Below are 19,622 nucleotides of genomic sequence, written 5' to 3'. Positions count from 1 at the left end.
ATCCTGCTTACCCTCAAATCCAAGAAGCAGAAAAGCGAGCCAGAGACTCGCTTCTTGCTATAGATATAGGATAGCCAGGGTCAAGAGACTGCCCACGATACCGATTCCCCAGAAGAAGAAATCGACCTTCCACTCGCTCCATTCTTTGCCGTGGCCAGTTAGGCCCCCCAGCTCAAAGTGATGATGAACTGGAGTCATCCGGAAAATCCGCTTGCCGCCGGTCAGCTTGAAGTAGGTCACCTGCATCATGACAGAAGTCGTTTCAAACACATAAACGATACCAATCAAGAGCAGGGTCCACTCTTGGTGAAGGGAAATGGAAATAGCAGCCAGCATACCGCCCAAAGCCAAGCTTCCCACATCCCCCATGAAGATTTTAGCAGGCTTATGGTTGAAAACAAAGAACCCTAGCAAGCCGCCAATCATGCTAATGATGATAATCAGAATATCAAAACGCTTCTGCTCAACAGCAATCACAGCATAGGCCACCAAACTAATGACCACCGAGATGCTAGCCAAACCATCAATTCCATCCGTCAGATTGACAGCATTGGAGAAGCCAATCAGCCAAAAAAGGACGAAAAAGATATAAAGGAAGCCCAGATGGACAGGAACGGTGAAGACATTTAGATGGTCACCTGCCCCGTGCTGATTGTAAAAGAAGTAAAAGACAACTCCGCCGACCAGCTGCAGAAATAGTTTCTGCTTGGGATTAAGACCCTCATTGATCTTACGAAACACCTTGAGGAAGTCATCCAAAAAGCCGACAACACCATACAGGACCAAGATAAAAAGAATCATGATGAGGCCGTTGGACAGCTGATGCGAAATCAAACCGATAACAAAGCTGGCCAGAACAGATGTCAAGAGAAAGACAGTACCACCCATGGTTGGTGTTCCGGCCTTGGCCTGATGCTGCTTGACATCTTCGTGCATTTGTTGGCCTGTGATACGGGCCTTTTGGTAAAAACGAATAAAGGCAGGAATGCCGATAATAGTTAGGATAAAAGTTACGATTCCTGCAATAAGAGCAATAAGCATATTAGTCTCCCATTGTAATTGATATTTTCTTGAGATTTTTCAGCGAAGTATTGGTCTTCTCGCTCTGCTTGACGACCTTGGAGCCCTCTCCTTTGAAAGTGACTTCTATGCCCTGCCACTTGGCAAAACGTTCGACATTGGCCTTGGTCCAGCCGTACATATCAGGCAGACTGTCTAAATCATCTGACAAAATCAAAACCTGTTGATTGGCCTTAAGATTTTTACCTTCTTTGACAGATACTTTTTTAATCTTTCCACCTGTTCCCAGCACAATTGGCTGGACTAGGTTGCGGCGCAATTCATCTGCCAGACCGCCAGGGCTGATTTGATTTTTCAGACCTAGTTGCTTGGTCAGTTTTTCTACGGACGGCATTTTATAACTGGTTTCTTCAGTGACTGTTTCAAGAGCCGGAGTCGCCTCCGTTGTCAGATTAAGGCTGTCTTTGAGAGCGACAGCTTCTTCCAAGACCGGATTGACTACTTCTTGCCAGAATATAGGCTGGAATTTTTCCTCAGGCTGCTGAACTGTCACATACATGATAAATTCAGGATTTTCTGCCGGCGTTATGGCAACAACTGAGTAGATATAGTTGTTCTCGCCCTCTAGATAACCATTTTCAGAAGCGATCTCAGCGGTCCCTGACTTAACAGCGACATTCTGACCAGCCACTTGTATGACGGGTTCTCCACCAACATTCAGGGTTCCTTTGTAGGGGTCTGTTCCGACTTGAACCATATAATCCCGAGTGGTTTGAGCTGCTTTTTCTGAGACAGGATTTCCGATAATTTCCGTCGCAGTCTTACGAGCTGTATTGGTTTTAGGATCATGGATAGCATTGATAAACTTAGGCTCAACCATGACACCATCATTGGCAACGGACGAGAAGGCGCGCAGCATCTGCACCTGTGTCACACCAATCCCTTGACCAAAGGAGCTCATGGCAATCGTAACATAGTTATCACCTGGCAAGGAGCCATAGGTTTCATTCCCCATACCAAAGCGGGTCGGCAGACCAAACTTAAACTTACTCAAGTAGTCTAGCCACTTGTCATTGCCCATCTTCTGCTCTAGAATAGTCATACCGACGTTACTGGAATAGGTAAATCCTTGGGCAAAGGTCAGGGTTTCCCCTTCTGAAATCCCCATGTTGACGTTCCAGTCTCGAATGGTCGCATCCATAACCTTGTACTCTCTACTGTCATAAGTATCATGAGGATTAAAGCTGCCATTATCAATAGCTGAAGCCAGAGTCATGACTTTCATGGTAGAACCAGGCTCGTACTGGCCTTGATAGAGCATGGTGTTCCAGTTGCCCAGATTTTTCTCATTCAAGCCTTCCTTAGTATCTGCATTATAGGTCGGCCGTTGGGAAGTGGCTAGGATTTCGCCGGTCTTGGCACTGACCAAGGTTGCATTGACAAACTTGCCTTTAACCTTTTCCTGGAAGGCATTCATCCGCGTTTCTAGGTAGGTTTGCAAATCAGCTGACAGCGTTGTATAAACATCCTTGCCGTCTTCTGCCTGTACAGAGACCTTTTCTGACCCAGGTACAACATTACCGTTTCGGTCTTTTTCATAGGTCACAATCCCATTCTGACCAGCAAGAACCCTATCCAGAGCCTGCTCCATGCCAGAAGTCCCTTTCAGCGTCTTATTACCTTCCTTATCCTCTTGCAGCTGAGCAAGACCAATAAACTGGGAGGCAAAGACGCCGTTATTATAACTGCGGTTAGGACTGGTAGTAAAGTCAATCCCTTCAATACCAGCAGCTTCAAAGGCTTCCCGCATAGCATTCATATTACTGTAGGTAATGCCATTGCCCTGAGCCCCGAAGGAAACCTGCTTGAGATTTTTCTGCGACAGCTGGGTTTTGACGTAGTCCTTATCCAACTCTAAGTATTGATTGAAAATCTCTGCCACATTATCATACTGGGATTCTTCCACATAGAGAATTTTGCCGGTAGCTGACTTGTAACTCTTGTCAATAATGGCATAGACATTATAAGTCGTGGCATCCTCAGCAATGGGAACTCCATTTCGGTCATAAATCGTTCCCCGCCGGGCAGCGACTGTAACCGTCTTTTGATGGACTACTTCTGCACCCTTAGATAGATTAACCCCGAACTTCTGGTCTGTCCCGATAATAATGGCAAAATTAATCAAGAAAACGAAAAAGAGAAAGATAGCTAAGATGCTCATGCTCTTTCCCGCTTGCCGCCGATTGTATTCAGGGGTTTGCCTATTTTTCAGGGCGTATTTTTTAATTATTTCAAAAATTCTATTCTTCATCCGTTGAACTCACTGTTTTACGATTTCCCTTCTGGAGTTTCATATCCTGAGAGCTGGCAAGCTGGGACAGTCTTTCATAGCGGGTCAGTTCATTGACTTCCTGCTTGATGTCGGCTAGCTCTGTCTGCTCCGCTTCAATCTGCGTATTGACTTCCGTCAAATCCCGATCCACCTGCAATAGCTTGGTCTGCATAAAGACAATGCTGACTGCTAAAATAATGGCAGTCAAAACGATAGAGCCGTAAAAGGCCTTCTCAACTCGGGAAAATTTTCGCATCTGATCTTGAAGCGGGTTTGGTCTTTTTTCTGACATTTCTTCCTCACTTGTATATCTTACGGGCCACACGCAGTTTGGCGGAATGAGCCCGATTATTGCTCTCTAATTCTTCTTTGCTTGGTAAAATTGGTTTGCGGCTGACCAGCTCCAGCTTAGGCTGCAGTTCATCAGGGATAAAGGGTAAGCCCTTGGGAACATCCACTGTTGACGCCTCCTTGAAAAGCTGCTTGGTCAGACGGTCTTCCAGCGAATGAAAAGTAATGACCGCAATCCGGCCGTCCACCGCTAGCAGATCAATGGCCTGCTGAATAGACTCATCCGCTGCGCCCAATTCATCATTGACCTCAATCCGAATGGCCTGAAAAATCTGCTTGGCTGGGTGCCCTTTCTTCTTCAGCTCCTTAGCTGGCTTGGCTGACTTGATAATTTCAGCCAGTTCTGTTGTTGTTTCAATGGGCTTGACACTTCTAGCCTGCTCAATCTTGCGAGCAATCTGCTTAGAAAACTTGTCTTCGCCGTATTTAAAAAAGATTCGTACCAAATCCTGATAGCTATAATGATTGACAACCTCAAAAGCTGTCAAGGCTGCATCGCGGTTCATGCGCATATCCAAAGGCGCATCCTGTTTATAGGAAAAACCACGCTCACGCTGATCCAGCTGAGGGCTGGAAACGCCTAAGTCATAACAAATTCCATCAATTTCTTCCACACCGGCTTCTTGCAAACGGCTCTTGAGGTGACGGAAATTGTCCTTAATAAAGGTCACCATCCCCCGCTCTACATAAGGAGCCAGGCGCTTTTTAGCATTGTCAATAGCCGTCTGGTCCTGATCAAAGGCATAGAGATGCCCTTCGTCTCCGAGCTGGCTCAAAAGATATTCGCTGTGACCAGCACCCCCAAGGGTCGCATCGACATAGATGCCGTCAGGCTTAACCGCCAGCTGGTCAACCGTTTCATGAAGAAGAACAGTAATGTGATGAAATTCGTTTGTCATATCTTACTTATTATATCACATTCAAAAGCAAAAAAAAATTTAAAAGAAAAAGTAAGCGGATGAAATCCTTTTTTAAATTTTTTGTCAGATATACTTGACACTTTTTCCAAAAAGTTGTATACTAGCATAAAATAAAAGTCAAATATAACTGACAAACTGCCTGAAAGCTATCAGTTATAGAATTAGAAAGGAAGGGTGTAATGAATCGTGTCAAAGAATTTCGAAAAGAAAAAAAGATGTCTCAGCTAGAGTTGGCCAAGTCTATCGGGGTATCGCGGCAAACTATCAATATGATTGAAAACAACAAATACAACCCCACCCTCGAGCTCTGTATCAATCTGGCTAGAACGCTGGATACTGACCTCAACGCCCTCTTTTGGGAACCCCAGCTGACAAATGAAGAATCAGATGACTAAGAGTTTTTCCCTGCAGCAACATTCATACCTAAAGAAAGGACACAAACATGAAAAAAGAAACATTCTCAGACAAGATGATTAAACGATTTTACGGCATTACCGGACCTTTGGACGAGCAAAAACGCCAACAGGCTGAACATCTAGGAAATATAGGCTTTATTTGGCTTTTCTTTATTCTGATTTTTGGCAATGCTATCGCCTTTCCCCTAGCCTTTCGCTGGCCCAAAATTATCGCTGTTGCCTATCCTATCCTGCTGGAAATCCTTATCCTCGGCTTCTGTGTCTATATAGTCATCCAAGCACGCCGCAAAGGAATTGATGATCTAGAGCTAGGACTTCAGGATGAAAAAGAAGAAAAAGCTATGAAACATGCTGGTCTCAAAGCAGGCTTCTCTTATTGGCTGCTCTTTTATCCTCTCTTTAGCATCATGATAGCTGTCATGGAAAAGAAAGATATCCTGCAAATTTTGCTTCAGCCTAAACTCATTATAACTGGATTAGCCGCAGGCCTTGGATTTGGACTGATGATGCATTTCATTGCCAAAGGAAAGATTCGCCAAGCACAAAAAAAGGAGGAAGAAGACCTATGAGACTCAATCTCAAAGAAAAAATGGATCTAGGCATTCTGTCCCTCATTATTGACATCGCTGCTTATTTCTTTTTCCGTATCACGGGGCCTTGGATTTTCTGGCTGGATGTAGCAATCATCGTTAGCTGCATCTATGTAGCCCTCCGCATTTTGAAAAAACGTAAACAAGATTAAAAGAATCCCTCGACAGGAACTTTCTAGCTTCCTAGCGAGGGATTTTTTATTTATATCTACTTAAGACTCTGGATCATCTAGACTGCGACCGTGAAGACCTTTCTCACGCTGAACTTGACGCAATTTTTCAGGCGTCACATCATTGCCATCCTCGTCAACAATCTTGATGCCTTCGATGTGATGGCGAACAGAACGTCGGTAGCCTTCGATGTACTCTTCACGAAGCTTGGCTTGTTCCACTTTTTCCTCAGCAGTTAGGCCTTCCGTTTTTTTCTTTTTAGCCAGTTCGTTGATGCGTTCAATTTTTTTAGGATCCATGATTCTACCTCTCTTACCTGTTATTTCGTATTAATTTGATTAAACTGGGCCAGCTGTCCCGCCTTAGCCGTCAATGAAGCTAGGAGAGCTAGGCGGTTGTTACGCACAGCTTCATCTTCTGCCATGACCATGGTGTGGTCAAAGAAAGCGTCAATAACTGGACTGAGAGCAAAGAGTTGGTCCAAATTGGCAGCTAAGTCAGATGTCAGCTCTACTGCTTCAATGGCCGCAGCCAAGTCTTTTTCCTCTTGATTTTCGAAGAGAGCTGGATTGACAGCTGTCTGCCCTTGGGCTTTTTCAGCTAGATTAAAGACCCGAGACAGGCTTTCGACTGCTGACTTGAAGTTGTCTTCCTGAGCTTTTTCTGCTAGAAGCGCTGCTGTTTCTACCAAATCGCGTACGACAAAGTGAGTGCTTTGAAGAACAGACGTAACAATGTCTTTCGGAATGCTGCGATCCATCATTTTCTCAACACGGGCACGGAAGAAGTCCAGCACCGCCTCTTGATTGTCATAGCTTAAGCTATCAAACTTGAGTTCGTAAAGTCGACCAAGAAGCTGATCCAAGTCAATGTTCCAGCCAAACTTATCCAAGATACGCACGACACCCTGAGTCGCACGGCGCAGTGCATACGGGTCATTGGAACCGCTCGGAATCAAGCCAACAGAGAAGAAGGACAGAATGGTATCTAGCTTATCAGCCAGAGCCAAGACTGCTCCGACCTTGGTGTCAGGTAATTCACCATCAGCCGATGTCGGCATATAGTGCTCCCGAATGGCAGCTGCCACTGCAACATTCTCACCAGCCAGAAGAGCATACTTCTCACCCATGATACCTTGCAGCTCATCAAACTCACCAACCATGCCAGTCAGCAGGTCAAACTTATAAATAGCCGCTGCACGAGCCAAGTCAGCTGTCTCATCATCATCCAGTCCTGCTTCTTGTGCCAAAAGAGCCGCAATCTTGCCAGTCCGCTCCATGTGCTCTGCTAGAGAGCCAATCTTTTCATGGAAGGTCACATTGCTCAGCTTTTCAACCAAGTCGGCAATAGCTAGTTTTTGGTCTTCCCGCCAGAAGAATTCCCCATCTTCCAGACGAGCCACCAAGACTTTTTCATTTCCCTTGATGACATTTTCCAAATGCTCTGCATTTCCATTGCGGACAGAGATGAAGTGTGGTAAAAGCTTGCCTTCAGTATCGCGCACAACAAAGTAACGCTGATGCTCTTTCATGGAAGTTACCAGCACTTCCTCAGGCACATCTAAGTATTTGGCATCAAAATTACCTAGGAAAGCAGTTGGATATTCTACCAGATTCAAGACTTCATTGAGCAAGTCTTCGTCAATCTCGATAGAAACCCCGTGCTCCTCTTCCAGTGCTCGAATCTGCTCGACAATCATATCTCCCCGCTCAAGAGGACTGGCAATGACAAACTGAGCCCGTAGGTCATCTTCATAGGAATCTGCTGAAGTAATCTCTGTTTCTCGCCCCAAGAAACGATGTCCACGGCTGGTACGACCGCTCTTGATGTCCAAGAAATCCAAATCAAAGGCCTGCTCATCTAAGAGTACAGTCAAGGTATGAACTGGGCGGATGTATTCAAAAGTGTTATTAGCCCAGTGCATGCTAACAGGGAAGGTCAGGGCTTGCAGAACTTCTGTCACTGCTGGGATGATTTCCTCTACCGGGCGACCGATCTCTTCCTTGGTCACATAGACGTATTCTTCCCCTTTGATTTCACGGAAAGTAATGTCCTCAACCGTCAAGCCCTTGCCACGAACAAAGCCTTCAGCAGCTTTGGTAAAGTTGCCATCTGCGTCCAGAGCAATTTTCTTAGAAGGGCCTTTGAAATCTTCGGTCAAATCAGACTGCTTGTCCGCCAAGCCAACCACGCGCACCGCTAAACGACGAGGCGTAGAGAACATTTCAATTTTCTCAAAGGACAGACGATGGTCTGTCAGGAAGGCTCCCATCTTGTCGCGCAGCTGCTTCATGCTCGGTGTCACGACATAGGCTGGCATTTCCTCCAAGCCTAATTCAACTAATAAATTTTTTACCATGATTATTCCTTTATTTTTTTCTAATATTTAGTGAATTATTTAATATTCTATTTCGACAATAGATTTAACCCTTTTAGAATATACACCTTCCAGTGTGGGGACAGTAATCAAAAAATCTTTAAGAGATTTTATCTGTTGCAAAATTTCGTCACATTTTCGCGTTGACTCTTCCTCTGATAGCCCTACACAAGAAATTCCTAATTGAAACAATAATCCACAATAATCGTATTCATTGTTATTAGAAAAAGGAGAGAAGTTACAATACAATATTGATTCTACATTCCCAATCTTTTGAGATAGACATGTTTTAAAATTTATCCCCATCCTATGATCATCAAGGGTTCCAGGAAAGCCCTCCAATTCAACTATTAACAGTTCCTCCATGATTATTCTCCCTCCTCTGCCAAGAGTTTCTCGCGAGTCTCTACATCCAAAAGCGGGTAGCCCAGACGCTTGCGCTCAGCTACAAAGGTCTTGGCCACAACACGCGCCAGATTCCGAATACGAGCAATATAACCAGCCCGCTCTGTCACAGATACAGCGCCACGCGCATCCAAGAGGTTAAAGGTATGCGAGCATTTGAGAACATAGTCATAGGCTGGGTGCACCAGATGCTCATCCAGACAGCGCTTAGCTTCCGCTTCAAACTTCTCAAAATTCCCCAAGAGCAAGTCTTGGTCGCTGACCTCAAAACTGTACTTGGAATGTTCATACTCAGGATGAGTGAAAATTTCACCGTACTTAACGCCATCAGCCCACTCAATGTCATAGACAGAGTCCACTTCTTGGATATAAGAAGCCAGACGCTCCAGACCATAAGTCACCTCAGCAGTCACCGGCTGAGTCGGCAGACCTCCGACCTGCTGGAAGTAAGTGAACTGAGTGATTTCCATACCATCCAGCCAGACTTCCCAGCCCAAACCAGCCGATCCAGTTGACGGATTTTCCCAGTTATCCTCGACAAAGCGGATATCGTGCTCCAGCGGATTGATGCCTAAGAGCTCCAAAGACTGCAAGTAAAGTTCTTGGATATTGCTTGGAGATGGCTTCATAACCACCTGAAATTGGTGGTGCTGGTAAAGACGGTTAGGATTTTCCCCATAGCGTCCATCAGCTGGCCGGCGAGACGGCTCTACATAGGCCGCATTCCACGGCTCTGGTCCAATAGCCCGCAGGAAGGTATATGGACTCATCGTTCCCGCCCCCTTCTCATTATCATAAGCCTGCATGAGCATACAACCCTGGTCATTCCAGAACTGCTGTAAAGTCAAAATAATTTCTTGAAAAGTCAATTTTTTAGACATTTGTTACTCCTTTTGTTTCTTGAGATTCTTGCGAAGCGTTCAAAAGGGAACGATTATTCCCCTTTTGAAAAGCTAGTACATCGCCTAGACAAACCGCCCCATAGTGGTTGTCGTTAGTCAATCGAACCTTTAGGTTCGCAATTGACTTTGGCGAGGTGAAAAGTAAGTTTTTTAGACATTTGTTACTCCTTTTGTTTGTTTATATCTCTTTGTCTATTATTTTCTGTTCTATGAACCAATCCAACAAGGGAAGTGTTTTATCTGTATTTGCCCACCGATGATAAGAATCAAAGACCGCTTGCACACTGCCTAGATTTTCTACTAGCTTGTCAACTGTCAAAAAACTGCGCCAGTATTCGTAAAAAATACTAGCATAATTCCCTTGATAAGTCGAAGTGCCGAAATCATTCAATGAATGCCAACCGTGCTTTTTCTGAAAAAGCTCAACGAGAGACTGATTACAAGCTTTTTCCACTCGAAATTCTTCATCTGCAAAGAAATACTTGCGGCTAATATACTCAGCTATACCTTCTTCAAACCAGATATAGGCACCGTATCCATCAAAGTCATCTAAAAAATGCTCCGACCAATGAGCTAACTCATGGCCCACAATCTGCAAGAGAGAATTTTCAGACAAAGACTGATAGTGGTTTGCTATTGCTCGAGTTTGGTGAGAGGACTCGTAATTCTCCAACTGAAGAAGATATAAATCTTTCCAAACCGTCAATTCGGGAGTCATAACCATCCGCTTATCATTTGTATAAGCCGGCACAGGAATTTCACGAATGATCTGCGTAGCAGAATCAAAATCGGACCAAATGATGGTTTGCGGCAAGTCATAAACCGCAAACTCGTCTTTTAAAAAAGCCAGATAATCCTGCAACTTTGCGGAATTCTTTGCGACGAAACCTCGAAAAGCTGCTAATTGGTTCTCGTCTTTTACAAGATAAAAGTTCTCCACGAATCTCCTTTCTTTCGAACAATAGGCTCAGTACGCAAAAGAACCACATCCGACAGTCCTAGGCTATTTCACCTAGGGGCGTCAAGACGCGGTTCCACCCTAATTTATTACTTCATTACTTTTGAAATTATATCCGAAAGCGCCATCTGCACTGCTTCCCTATCCGGCTCACACTATCCCGAACTCGCTAAAAAGTAGACAATGAGAATTCTTTCTAAAAAAGATTATAGCAGAAAATAAGGCTAATGTAAAATACTTATCAAAAAATCCCTCAAGTTTCAACTTAAGGGATTTTAACTGATTTAAACCAATTAGACTTGTTTAGGTTTTTTCGGTTTAACTACTCTTGGCTTTCTGCCATCGAGTTTTCTTTTTGCCTCTCTGAGGTTGGCAATGGCTGCTTTGACATCTTCCTGGCTGGCACCTGAATCCGCCAAGACTGCCTTTGCCTCAGCATAGGCCTCTAGATAAGCCGCCTTCACCGCGTCAGTCGCATAGATAAACTTATTGCTGATGGCTTGGTAATGCACCTCATCATCAACTAGCTTCTTGAGATTGGTAAAGTTAGTCGCCTTGCCATCCAGCTTCTTCTCTGCTGTAGTCAGCTGAGCGATCGCAGTATCAATTTGCTCTTGGGTAACCTTGTCCTGCACCAAGAGCAGAGCTACTGCTTGGAAGGACTTGTCATAAGCGCGGCGAGCCCTATCCTTGGCATTAGCATAAACCCCTGTCTTAGTAGTAGCTGCATAAGCTTCCACAGCCGCCTTAACCGCAGCAATATCAGAGTCCTTGCCGTCTAGATCAGCCAAAGCTGTTTCTAGTTTTGCTCTTACGGCATCAACTTGCGCTTGGGTCAGTTTGATTGTCAAAGCTTCCTTAGCTGCTTGATATGCTTGGTCGTAGGCCGTGCGCTTCGCTGCAGAAGCATTGTAATACTGAGCAGTGCCGACCAGATTAGACTGCTGATTAACAGCTGCCAGCAAGCCTGACTTGACGATAACTCCTAGCTTGAGTAGGTTATTCTTGCCCTCTTTGACCTCAACAGTCGGCTCATTTTCCCAGAGCTCATAGCCAGTCGGTAGGTTGACAAAGACAGAGTAGAATCCAGCTGCTACGGATCTTCCAAAGGCATGCTTGCCAAACAGTTCTGCTGGAAGCGTATAAGCATCGCCATTATTATTCTTGAGAACCACTTGGGTATTCTTCGGAACAGCTTGATCAAAGGCAACGCTGACCGGTGCAAAGACCAGCTTCTTGACCAGAAACTCAATCGTCTTAAAGCTATCTTGGGCTGTCAGCTCAAACTCCTGAGTCAGAGCGCTGTAGAAACGAAGCTCATCCTTATCATAAGTAAAGATCTCAGCTGTGTAGCGTCCAAACGGCAGAGCATTGATTTTCTTGCCCTTGTCCAGTTCGACATACTTGCCCTTGCTGTCCTTGATCCGATAGACAAAGGTCGAATGCACATCTTGATGCGTATTAGCATCCACCAGAGCGACACGGATACGCCCATCATTTTCAGCACTGACTAGCTCTGACAAAGCTATGGAATCACGGTTACCCGCATAGTCCTCTACCACATAGAAGATCTTAGACTTGTCCACTCCTTTTGGCAAGGTGTAGCTGCCATCCGCATTGGCTGAGATGTAAACCCGACGCTCGTAATCACGCTCAATGCCAAAATCATCCACTGCTTTATAGGTCTCTTTCCCTTTTTCATCTGCTTGCAGATAGAAGACCTGTTCTCTCAAAATACCGCCGTTGCCAACATCTTTTGGCTTACGAGCCGTAAAGGTTTCCGCACCATCCTTGGTACTGATATAGCCTGAGCTAATCAAAGGCTTCTGATTATCAATCTGCAGGTTAAAGCTAATCTGCTGCCCTTTTGCACCTGGTACATCTGGCGTATAGCGAACCACATAGGTATAGAGGCCATCTTCCAGCTTCTCACCCTTGCTATCACGACCATCCCAGTATGTATCTTCTAGTAGGTAGGACTTAGGATTGTCTGACTGACCACTATAATAGTTCTTGCGGCCTTCTCTAATCGTGCTGCTCTGCCAGATTGGGAAGCGATAGTCCTTATCATCTGCCGTATAAACACTAGCCGTCAGATTATTGATATTGCGATAGAGAACTGTCCGATACTGGATGCTGTCCTGATTGCCATCACCATTAGGTGAGAAGGCCAGACGAATCTTGCCATCCGCTCCCAGCTGCAGCACATGCTTACCATCCGCATTTTCTGCAGTTCCCAGTACAATTGAGCTACGAGCAGCTGTTCGACCGGTAGAGTAGAGTGTATCATTTGACTCTGTCACAAGGGAAGATACATTGTCATCAGATAGGATACTCTTGTCCTCTGGCACTGGGTAATAGAAGCCTGACTTGCCTTCTTGGACCAGATCATAGATTGGTCTTTCTACCGCTGGCAGATCTTGGAATTGCCCACGGAAGCCCATGAATGGCAGACTAACCACATCGCCGTCATCCGCTGGATCGACAAAACGGACAAAGCCTTCTAAGAAATAGCCGTTCGGCATCTGCTTGATCAACTCTTCCGCAAACTTAGCAGTATTTACCTTGACCGTCACTTTTTGGCTGCTGTGAGCCTTGACGGTGACTTCTGGCCAGACAGTTTCAGTCAATTTGCGCGGTGTCAGAGTAAAGTATCCATCCTTGACCGTATCCGTATTGGTATTGACAATCATCTTCAGCGTCCGGTCCTTATCCGTGATATTATGAACCGTAACGTCAAAGGTGAAACTGTCTTGGACATTGCCCAAGGAAACGCTAGGATATTGGTTATCCCCTGTCACATAGAGGCCCGTAGAAATAGCCGCTGCCGTATCTACGATACCAGCTCCCTGCTGACGCGGAGAGGTATAGGCACCTGTTTCCTTGTTGACGTGTAGCTTGGCTGTTGACATGATGAGGGCTTTGACCAAATCGGCATTCTGGGCAGGTGTCAGGTCTGGATAGTGCTGAAGGAGATATTCCTTGACCAGAGCCGCTACACCAGCCACATGAGGGGTAGCCATACTGGTTCCCTTCATAGAGCCATAGGTATTGTCATTAAGTGAAGAGTAAATATCGCCACCTGGTGCTGTCACATCTGGCTTGAGCAAGCCATCTGTCGTTACACCCCAACTAGAGAAGTCAGACAGACTACCAGCTCCTGGATGCGGCCGATTGACCTTAAGACCATTAAAGACCACCTTGTAATTACCGGCTGCCAATGCCTCTCCATATTCCTTACTGATAAAGGCTGATGGAACCTTTTTAGATTCACTGTCTAGGCTCATCGTTAGGTTAGCTCCGTCGACATTATTGTAGATCAGAGCACCAACAGCACCATGGCTAATGGCATTTCTAACTTTTTCAGCAAAGGTAAAGGAACCACGCTGGATAAGAGCCAGCTTCCCTGTCAGATCCTTACCAGCAAAGTCCTCTTCACGGCCAAGACCAACATGGACATACTCATATTCTTTGCCCTTTTCAAAGGTTGCATTTGTCTCACCCATGGAGTAGCTGAAATGACCGTTCAAAAGCTTATCGTTCTTTTCCAGACCACGCACTTCCATGACTTCCTCTGTCAGGACAGTATTATTGACAGAAGCGACTGAGATAGAGCTTTCTACTGTTGAAGGACTGCCAACTAGACCATAGTCTGGATTTTCAACCAGCGGTTTAGAGTATTCACTTCCGAAGGTGTTGTCATTACCCGCTGCAATGATCACACTCACCCCCTTGGCCCGAGCGCGCTCAATAGCGGCCTGCAGACTAGGGCTGACATCAACCGTTGAACCTGTTGCTGAACCTAGACTCATATTGATAGTATCAGCTCCCAAAGCTACTGCATCATCAATAGCTTTGATATAGATAGCGTCGCTTGTTGTGCGCTGACGGTCTGAGAATACCCGCATAAACATAACTTGTGCTTCTGGCGCAACACCATAGACATACTCATCATTAGGAGCTTTCTTGTTGGGATTTCCCGCTGTAATCCCTGTTACGTGCATACCATGTGAGTAACTGTTCTTTTCCTTGATATTGTCATCACCGTCGATATAGTTATAGGCATAGACAACTTTGCTGTTGTACCACTTCCCGTAGTCAATACCGGCCTTTTTCTTAGCCTCTTCCAGAGCTGCCTCTGTCTGATACTTGGCCTTTGACGGGTCAGAGATCTTCAGAACCTCATGATGGACATCCAGACCTGAGTCGATAATGGCTATCACACGGCCTTGACCTTTATAACCCTGTGACCAGGTCTGAGGGACCTTGATAATCTCATTGGTACTGATGCTGCTTGGCTTAGCACCTTGAGAAGCGGCAGGCTCTGCTGTTGCATCAGGATTAGCAGCAGGCTTGTCTGAGTCTGCGGCTGCCGGAGACTCTACAGTCGGACTAGCTGGAGTTGTCGGCTTGGACTCTGTAGTAGATGGTTGAGTTACCTTCTCAGCACTTGAAGAAGCCTCTTCTGACGAAGAAGTCGCTCCTTTTTCTACAGGAGCTGCAGCTGCTTCCTTAGCCTCTGCCGTAGAAGGCTGGCTAGCCTGATCTGTACTTGAAGCAGCCGATTCAGAAGAAGCTGGTGCTGCTTTCTTCACAGGGGCTGGACTTACCGGCTGACTCTCAGGTGTAGCTGCTTGAGAAGCAGGCTCAGTCGCTGATGCCACAGCGGCAGTCGGCTGACCTTGCCCTGACGAACTAGCTGTCGCCTGCTCATCTGCCTGAGCCTGTCCAGCACCAAAAACCAGAGCGGTTCCCAACAGAACAGAAGCCAAACCGAACTTGTATTTACGGAGTGAAAAACGTTGTCTTTGCATAGAAGTCTCCTTACTTTATTTATAAACCATATTATAATAAAAATTTTCTGACAATTCATACACTTATAACAAATGTAACAAAAACGTAATAATGACGAATGTTCTAGCCAAGAACATCTATATGATAAAGTTTCAAGCATCTATTTATTTGAAATATAGAATAAATACATCTTAAAATCCGGAAATAAGAAAAACCAATCAGAACTAGCGCAGAATGTACCAGTTTGATTGGTTTGTGATAGGATATTTCTTTAGATATTATTTCTCAAATTCAGCCAAAAACTTCTCTAGTTCTTCCTGAGCTTCAAGCGTTGTGCCTCTGAGCTGGCCCAGCATGTTTACAAGTTCAGCTGTTTTGCTGGCAATCGCACTATCGGTACAATTGATATTGGCGATAATCTCTGTTGGCGGAGCACATACGCCGAGTTCCAGAGAGGCTGATAAAGCACCCGGGAGATTTGAGTTGCTTCTTAAATGATAGATTCTCTTTTAGTTATTCAACCTAATTATTTAGGTTGATACCTGTCACCAATTCTTTTTTCAACAAACAAATAAAGCTCAACTTATTGTTTTATTTACTTGTATGTGATAGTATAAAATAAAATGGAGCTAAATCATAAAATTTTTAACTATATCAACTATACATCTTGAAAGGACTAAAATGGAACTACAATTACAACTACCTTCTACTGTCAAAATCATTAGAGCAAAAGAAAATATTTCTAAAAAGGATTGGAAAGAATTTTTCCATAATGCTTGCCACAAAAGAAGTGGTAACTATACGTCTAAAAATGAAAAAATAGTTTCCGAATATTCTTATTACTCCAAAATATTTAAAATTCAATCCCAACCTTCATTTATTGTCGACTCTGATTTATGGGAGACTAAATATGGTTATTGCACTGTTGTTTTATATAAAGGATATATCTTAATAAATTCTAAATTTTGTTCTCTTAATAAGGAAATAATAAAAATAATAGGCACTGAGCTTCTTTTTGAAGAATTTACAAAATATTTCACTAAAGATACAGCTGAATTTGAGAAAATTACTCTTTCAAACTCTTCTATAATGTCAGGAATTAGAAACAGGACTATTGAGGGACAAAATCTCCAAGAAAACTTTCGACCAATTTATTCATCTAAACATGTTCTAAAAGGTTTTAGAGTTCTCCAAGATGGGGTTGTATTTTCTCAATCTCCATCAACATCTAAATTAAACTATCGAAATGGCAAACAACTGATACCCAAATTCAACAAATAATTTGGCTACTATCTTCTTTTATTTCTACCTGTCAAGAAATGAATATAATTCCTCAAATTATATGTAAACCTTAAATAAATTGGAGAAAATGAAATTTAATCCTGAAATCGCCCGTGAAATCTTATTAGATATTGAAGAATTACATAAGATGGCCATGAATTTTTAGAGAAAATTAGAACTCCTAAAATTTTGAGAGAAACTATAGATACAGCATCTAAAATAAGCACATTTTCATTAGAATTTTTCTCTGAAATTGCATCAAACATCATATTGAATTCTATAAAATAAAAGTAATCTCCACTTACTTTCTCTCTTTCAAAAGGCTCTTAAATTTACTAAAATGATACCACAAAAACACCAAAAATCCCCTAGAACTTACAATTCTAAGGGATTATTCTTTATCCTGCTGCTTCCGGTGCTTGTTCCGGTTTGTTTTCTTATTTGGACTGACCAGGCGGCGCTTGCTGTCTCGGATAGTGTTGAGATCCTTCAGGAGTTTAGCAAAGTGGACTTTCTCTGGATAGGCTTCTGCGGAGGCTGCGGTATAGCGCATAAAGAGGTCATAAGTGCGGGAGATTTCTGTGCGCAGCTGCTTAGTCTTACAGACTTCCTTGCTGGACTTGGCTGCACGCGCTAGGGCTTCGGCCTTATCATAGTCTTCCTGTGCAGTCGTCACTGCGCTAATCACTGGTGAGAGTCCCAGCGTAGTCACTGCTGCATTGTAGGCCTCTTCCTTGAGGGTTTTGAGGAGGCTCTTAATCTCAGCAGTGGCGACATCGTTATTATGCTTGGTGATATCCTTGTACTTGGTTAGGACTGGAGCCAATGTCTCATGGGCTTCTTTGAACTTTGCTTCCTTTATCTTGGCAAATCCCCTATGCAGGGTAAAAAGTCCGACCAGAGCGCTGTCCCGCTCCTTATCTACTTCTGCCAGACTTGTAGTCTGTTTCTTTTCCACGCTGGCTAGCTGTTTCTGGAACTCTTCTAGCTTGCTCGCAAAGGGCTCCAAGTGCGTACCATACATATCTTCGTTCTTATTGGCCTTGACAAAGTCCGCGATGATTTGTCGAGAATCTGTCATCAAACTTTCAAACTCACGGTGAGTAAAGTTGCTATAGGTCAGGGGACGAATGGTGTAGTTAGTAGTCATAATAAAACTTCTCCAATAATTTGATGAACTAAGTATAGCACGTGGCAATAAATCTTTTGCAAGACTGCCCTGAAATGTCATTTTTTATCCCTGAAATAACACTTTTTCAAAATCAAAGACATAAAATATCCCCACCCGATGATTTCTTTAACTTCGGATGGGGATTATTTCTCTTTAAAAATGTATTATCAGAGCATTTCACGTTTAGAATACTTTGAAATTTTAACAAACGCTGGTATTCGACCTTTAGAATACTCGTAAATTTTAGTAAACCATATCATACGACAGATAGAAAGCGCGTATTTTTTCACAAACAGGACTATTCAAAGCCTAGATTATCTAAATGGATTTAGTAAACACTCGTGTTCAGCTTTTAGACTGATTGGATATTTAGCCAAACTTTACTCTTCGAAGTTTTGATAACTACCTTTCAGCTTTATCTCCCCACTCTCAAGGGCTCGATACCTTTTTCAATCAGTTGGGTGTAATTTCCAATTCTTGGGTCTTCTTCATCTAATTCCCCTATCTTAGTATTTCGTTGGATATTGGTCTCATTTTACACATCTTATTATAGCAGAGCAGCACCTTGTTTTATAGTTTCTTCTGGTGGTAGAGATAAAAATCCCCAGCTCTTTTTAAACTGGGGATGCTTTTATATTTTTAATTCATACACTTCCTGCCAGCCGGCTGGTCCTAATATGCGCTGGGGCTGTTTGCTAAAACCGTTCTCTCGGTAGAGATAGGAAGCGACTTGATTTCTCTCATTGACGCCTAGGATAATGCTTTTATACATGGGCAAATACTCTTTTATGAAATCAGGCAAGAGCTTCAGCGTCTGACTACCGTACCCTCGCATCCGAAAGTCTTCATCCGTTGAAAAGCTTCGAAGGAGCATGCTCTCTGGCTGACCGCCATAAGTAAACTTCTTTTCTCCAGCATCCAAGATCAGAAAGGTTACGATTTGATCTTCTTCAAGACCCAAGATAGCATAGCGATTTTCCAAGTCAACGACAGCCTGGCTAGGATGGCTGGTAAATCTCAAGTCGGTTAAATGGTAAGACTGCAAGGCTTCTCTATCTGAGCTTCTATAGAATCGGATTTGCATCTAAAAATCCATCCCATCCGGATTTGGTGCGCCACCGGCCAAACCGCTGACATTTTTGAGCACTTCCAAGTCCGCAGCATCTAGCTCAATGTCAAAGCAGTCTAGATTGCTGGCAATCCGGCTCGGAGTGACCGACTTAGGCAGGGGCAGGAATCCTTCCTGCAAGCTCCAAGCTAGAGCGACTTGGGCAATAGTCTTGCCATACTTGTCTGCCACAGCCTGTACAGCTGGATTTTGGAAGAGCTCTCCTTGGCCAAATGGTCCCCAAGCTTCCAGTAAAATCTCATGCTCACGGCAGAAGTTCACCGCCTCTGTCTGATAGACACCTGGAGCCAGGCGGATTTGATTGACAGCAGGAGTCATGCGCGCTGTTTCAAGCAAGGCTTCTAAGTGATGAGGCAGGAAATTGCTGACGCCAATCGCTCGAATCCTTCCGAGATTATAAAGGTCTTCCATAGCCCGCCAGACTTCGGCATTGCGCTTTTTCCAAGCATCGTTTTCCCTCAGGGGTTTGGGATTCGGCCAGTGAATGAGGTAGAGGTCCAGATAGTCCAGTCCCAACCGCTCCATTGAGGCCGCAAAGGCCTCTTGAGCCTCCTCATAAGTATGAATCTCATTCCAAAGCTTAGTCGTGATGAAGAGCTCCTCCCGCGGAATTCCGCTGTCCTTGATTGCCCGTCCGACACTCTCTTCGTTCTTATAGATAGCTGCCGTATCAATGTGCCGATAGCCTGCCTTGAGAGCGGCTAATGTTGCTTGATAGGCTTCTTCGCCATCCTGAGCCTTCCAAGTACCGAAGCCCAGCACCGGAATGCCAACACCATTGTTCAAAAGATATTCTCTCATCTCA

General features: G+C 44.2%; 17 protein-coding genes. 4 read left to right on the top strand and 13 right to left on the bottom strand.

The annotated features are described in order from the left end of the window. Positions 1 to 57 precede the first annotated feature (57 nt). Genes mraY through rsmH form a run of 4 tightly spaced genes read right to left on the bottom strand, consistent with a single transcriptional unit; the run spans position 58 to position 4,602 of the window. Positions 58 to 1,041, bottom strand: coding sequence for a phospho-N-acetylmuramoyl-pentapeptide-transferase (gene mraY / locus MK370_RS05525; protein ID WP_268684492.1), 984 nt, complete (start codon positions 1,039 to 1,041; stop codon positions 58 to 60). Position 1,042: 1 nt separating this feature from the next. Continuing rightward, the gene (gene pbp2X / locus MK370_RS05520) at positions 1,043 to 3,331 is read right to left on the bottom strand and encodes a penicillin-binding protein PBP2X (RefSeq protein WP_268684491.1); all 2,289 of its coding nucleotides are present in this window, start codon (positions 3,329 to 3,331) and stop codon (positions 1,043 to 1,045) included. Further along, on the bottom strand, positions 3,321 to 3,644 hold the full coding sequence (ftsL, locus tag MK370_RS05515) for a cell division protein FtsL (RefSeq protein ID WP_002893529.1): 324 nt from the start codon (positions 3,642 to 3,644) through the stop codon (positions 3,321 to 3,323). The genes pbp2X and ftsL overlap by 11 nt, the downstream gene beginning before the upstream one ends. A 7-nt stretch (positions 3,645 to 3,651) precedes the next feature. Then, a complete protein-coding gene (gene rsmH, locus MK370_RS05510) occupies positions 3,652 to 4,602 on the bottom strand; it encodes a 16S rRNA (cytosine(1402)-N(4))-methyltransferase RsmH (protein ID WP_268684490.1) in 951 nt (316 codons plus the stop codon). 200 nt (positions 4,603 to 4,802) lie between these two features. On the opposite strand from rsmH, the gene MK370_RS05505 reads away from it, so the two are divergent. The 3 genes from MK370_RS05505 to MK370_RS05495 are packed head-to-tail and all read left to right on the top strand — an operon-like array spanning position 4,803 to position 5,781. Next, positions 4,803 to 5,018 carry a helix-turn-helix transcriptional regulator gene (locus MK370_RS05505; RefSeq protein ID WP_268684489.1) on the top strand — a complete coding sequence of 72 codons (216 nt, stop codon included), beginning with the start codon at positions 4,803 to 4,805 and terminating at the stop codon, positions 5,016 to 5,018. Between the two features lie 47 nt (positions 5,019 to 5,065). Next, complete coding sequence (locus MK370_RS05500; protein ID WP_268684488.1) at positions 5,066 to 5,608, top strand: DUF3278 domain-containing protein; 543 nt, start codon at positions 5,066 to 5,068, stop codon at positions 5,606 to 5,608. Then, positions 5,605 to 5,781: a hypothetical protein gene (locus MK370_RS05495; RefSeq protein ID WP_268684487.1), complete on the top strand. Its 177-nt coding sequence runs from the start codon at positions 5,605 to 5,607 to the stop codon at positions 5,779 to 5,781. Before MK370_RS05500 ends, MK370_RS05495 begins: the two co-directional genes overlap by 4 nt. Positions 5,782 to 5,841: 60 nt before the next feature. Here MK370_RS05495 and MK370_RS05490 read toward each other — a convergent pair whose 3' ends face one another. From MK370_RS05490 to MK370_RS05465, 6 genes are all read right to left on the bottom strand, one after another. Then, positions 5,842 to 6,099 carry a DUF896 family protein gene (locus MK370_RS05490; protein ID WP_002916326.1) on the bottom strand — a complete coding sequence of 86 codons (258 nt, stop codon included), beginning with the start codon at positions 6,097 to 6,099 and terminating at the stop codon, positions 5,842 to 5,844. A 20-nt stretch (positions 6,100 to 6,119) separates the two neighbouring features. Continuing rightward, positions 6,120 to 8,159 (bottom strand): glycine--tRNA ligase subunit beta, encoded by a 2,040-nt coding sequence (gene glyS, locus MK370_RS05485; protein ID WP_268684486.1) that lies wholly within the window; start codon positions 8,157 to 8,159, stop codon positions 6,120 to 6,122. 39 nt (positions 8,160 to 8,198) lie between these two features. Beyond that, positions 8,199 to 8,543: a hypothetical protein gene (locus MK370_RS05480; protein WP_268684485.1), complete on the bottom strand. Its 345-nt coding sequence runs from the start codon at positions 8,541 to 8,543 to the stop codon at positions 8,199 to 8,201. A 2-nt stretch (positions 8,544 to 8,545) separates the two neighbouring features. Continuing rightward, positions 8,546 to 9,463, bottom strand: a complete 918-nt coding sequence (glyQ, locus tag MK370_RS05475; RefSeq protein WP_268684484.1) for a glycine--tRNA ligase subunit alpha — start codon at positions 9,461 to 9,463, stop codon at positions 8,546 to 8,548. A gap of 199 nt (positions 9,464 to 9,662) precedes the next feature. Beyond that, positions 9,663 to 10,424 (bottom strand): elongation factor Tu, encoded by a 762-nt coding sequence (locus tag MK370_RS05470; RefSeq protein WP_268684483.1) that lies wholly within the window; start codon positions 10,422 to 10,424, stop codon positions 9,663 to 9,665. Positions 10,425 to 10,735: 311 nt separating this feature from the next. After that, positions 10,736 to 15,256 (bottom strand): S8 family serine peptidase, encoded by a 4,521-nt coding sequence (locus MK370_RS05465; protein WP_268684482.1) that lies wholly within the window; start codon positions 15,254 to 15,256, stop codon positions 10,736 to 10,738. 661 nt (positions 15,257 to 15,917) lie between these two features. Here MK370_RS05465 and MK370_RS05460 point away from each other — a divergent pair. Beyond that, positions 15,918 to 16,517, top strand: coding sequence for a hypothetical protein (locus MK370_RS05460; RefSeq protein ID WP_268684481.1), 600 nt, complete (start codon positions 15,918 to 15,920; stop codon positions 16,515 to 16,517). A 391-nt stretch (positions 16,518 to 16,908) separates the two neighbouring features. Here the strand turns inward: MK370_RS05460 and MK370_RS05455 are convergent, their stop codons facing one another. The 3 genes from MK370_RS05455 to MK370_RS05445 form a co-directional block, all read right to left on the bottom strand. After that, positions 16,909 to 17,667, bottom strand: coding sequence for a DUF6261 family protein (locus MK370_RS05455; RefSeq protein WP_268684480.1), 759 nt, complete (start codon positions 17,665 to 17,667; stop codon positions 16,909 to 16,911). A 652-nt stretch (positions 17,668 to 18,319) separates the two neighbouring features. Beyond that, positions 18,320 to 18,772 (bottom strand): GNAT family N-acetyltransferase, encoded by a 453-nt coding sequence (locus MK370_RS05450; protein WP_268684479.1) that lies wholly within the window; start codon positions 18,770 to 18,772, stop codon positions 18,320 to 18,322. Beyond that, entirely contained in the window at positions 18,773 to 19,618 is an 846-nt protein-coding gene (locus tag MK370_RS05445; RefSeq protein WP_268684478.1) for an aldo/keto reductase, read from the bottom strand. Between the last annotated feature and the right edge of the window lie 4 nt (positions 19,619 to 19,622).

This window comes from Streptococcus sanguinis (assembly GCF_026781265.1).
Lineage (GTDB): Bacteria > Bacillota > Bacilli > Lactobacillales > Streptococcaceae > Streptococcus > Streptococcus sanguinis_T.
This window is presented reverse-complemented; position numbering and strand designations above follow the sequence as displayed.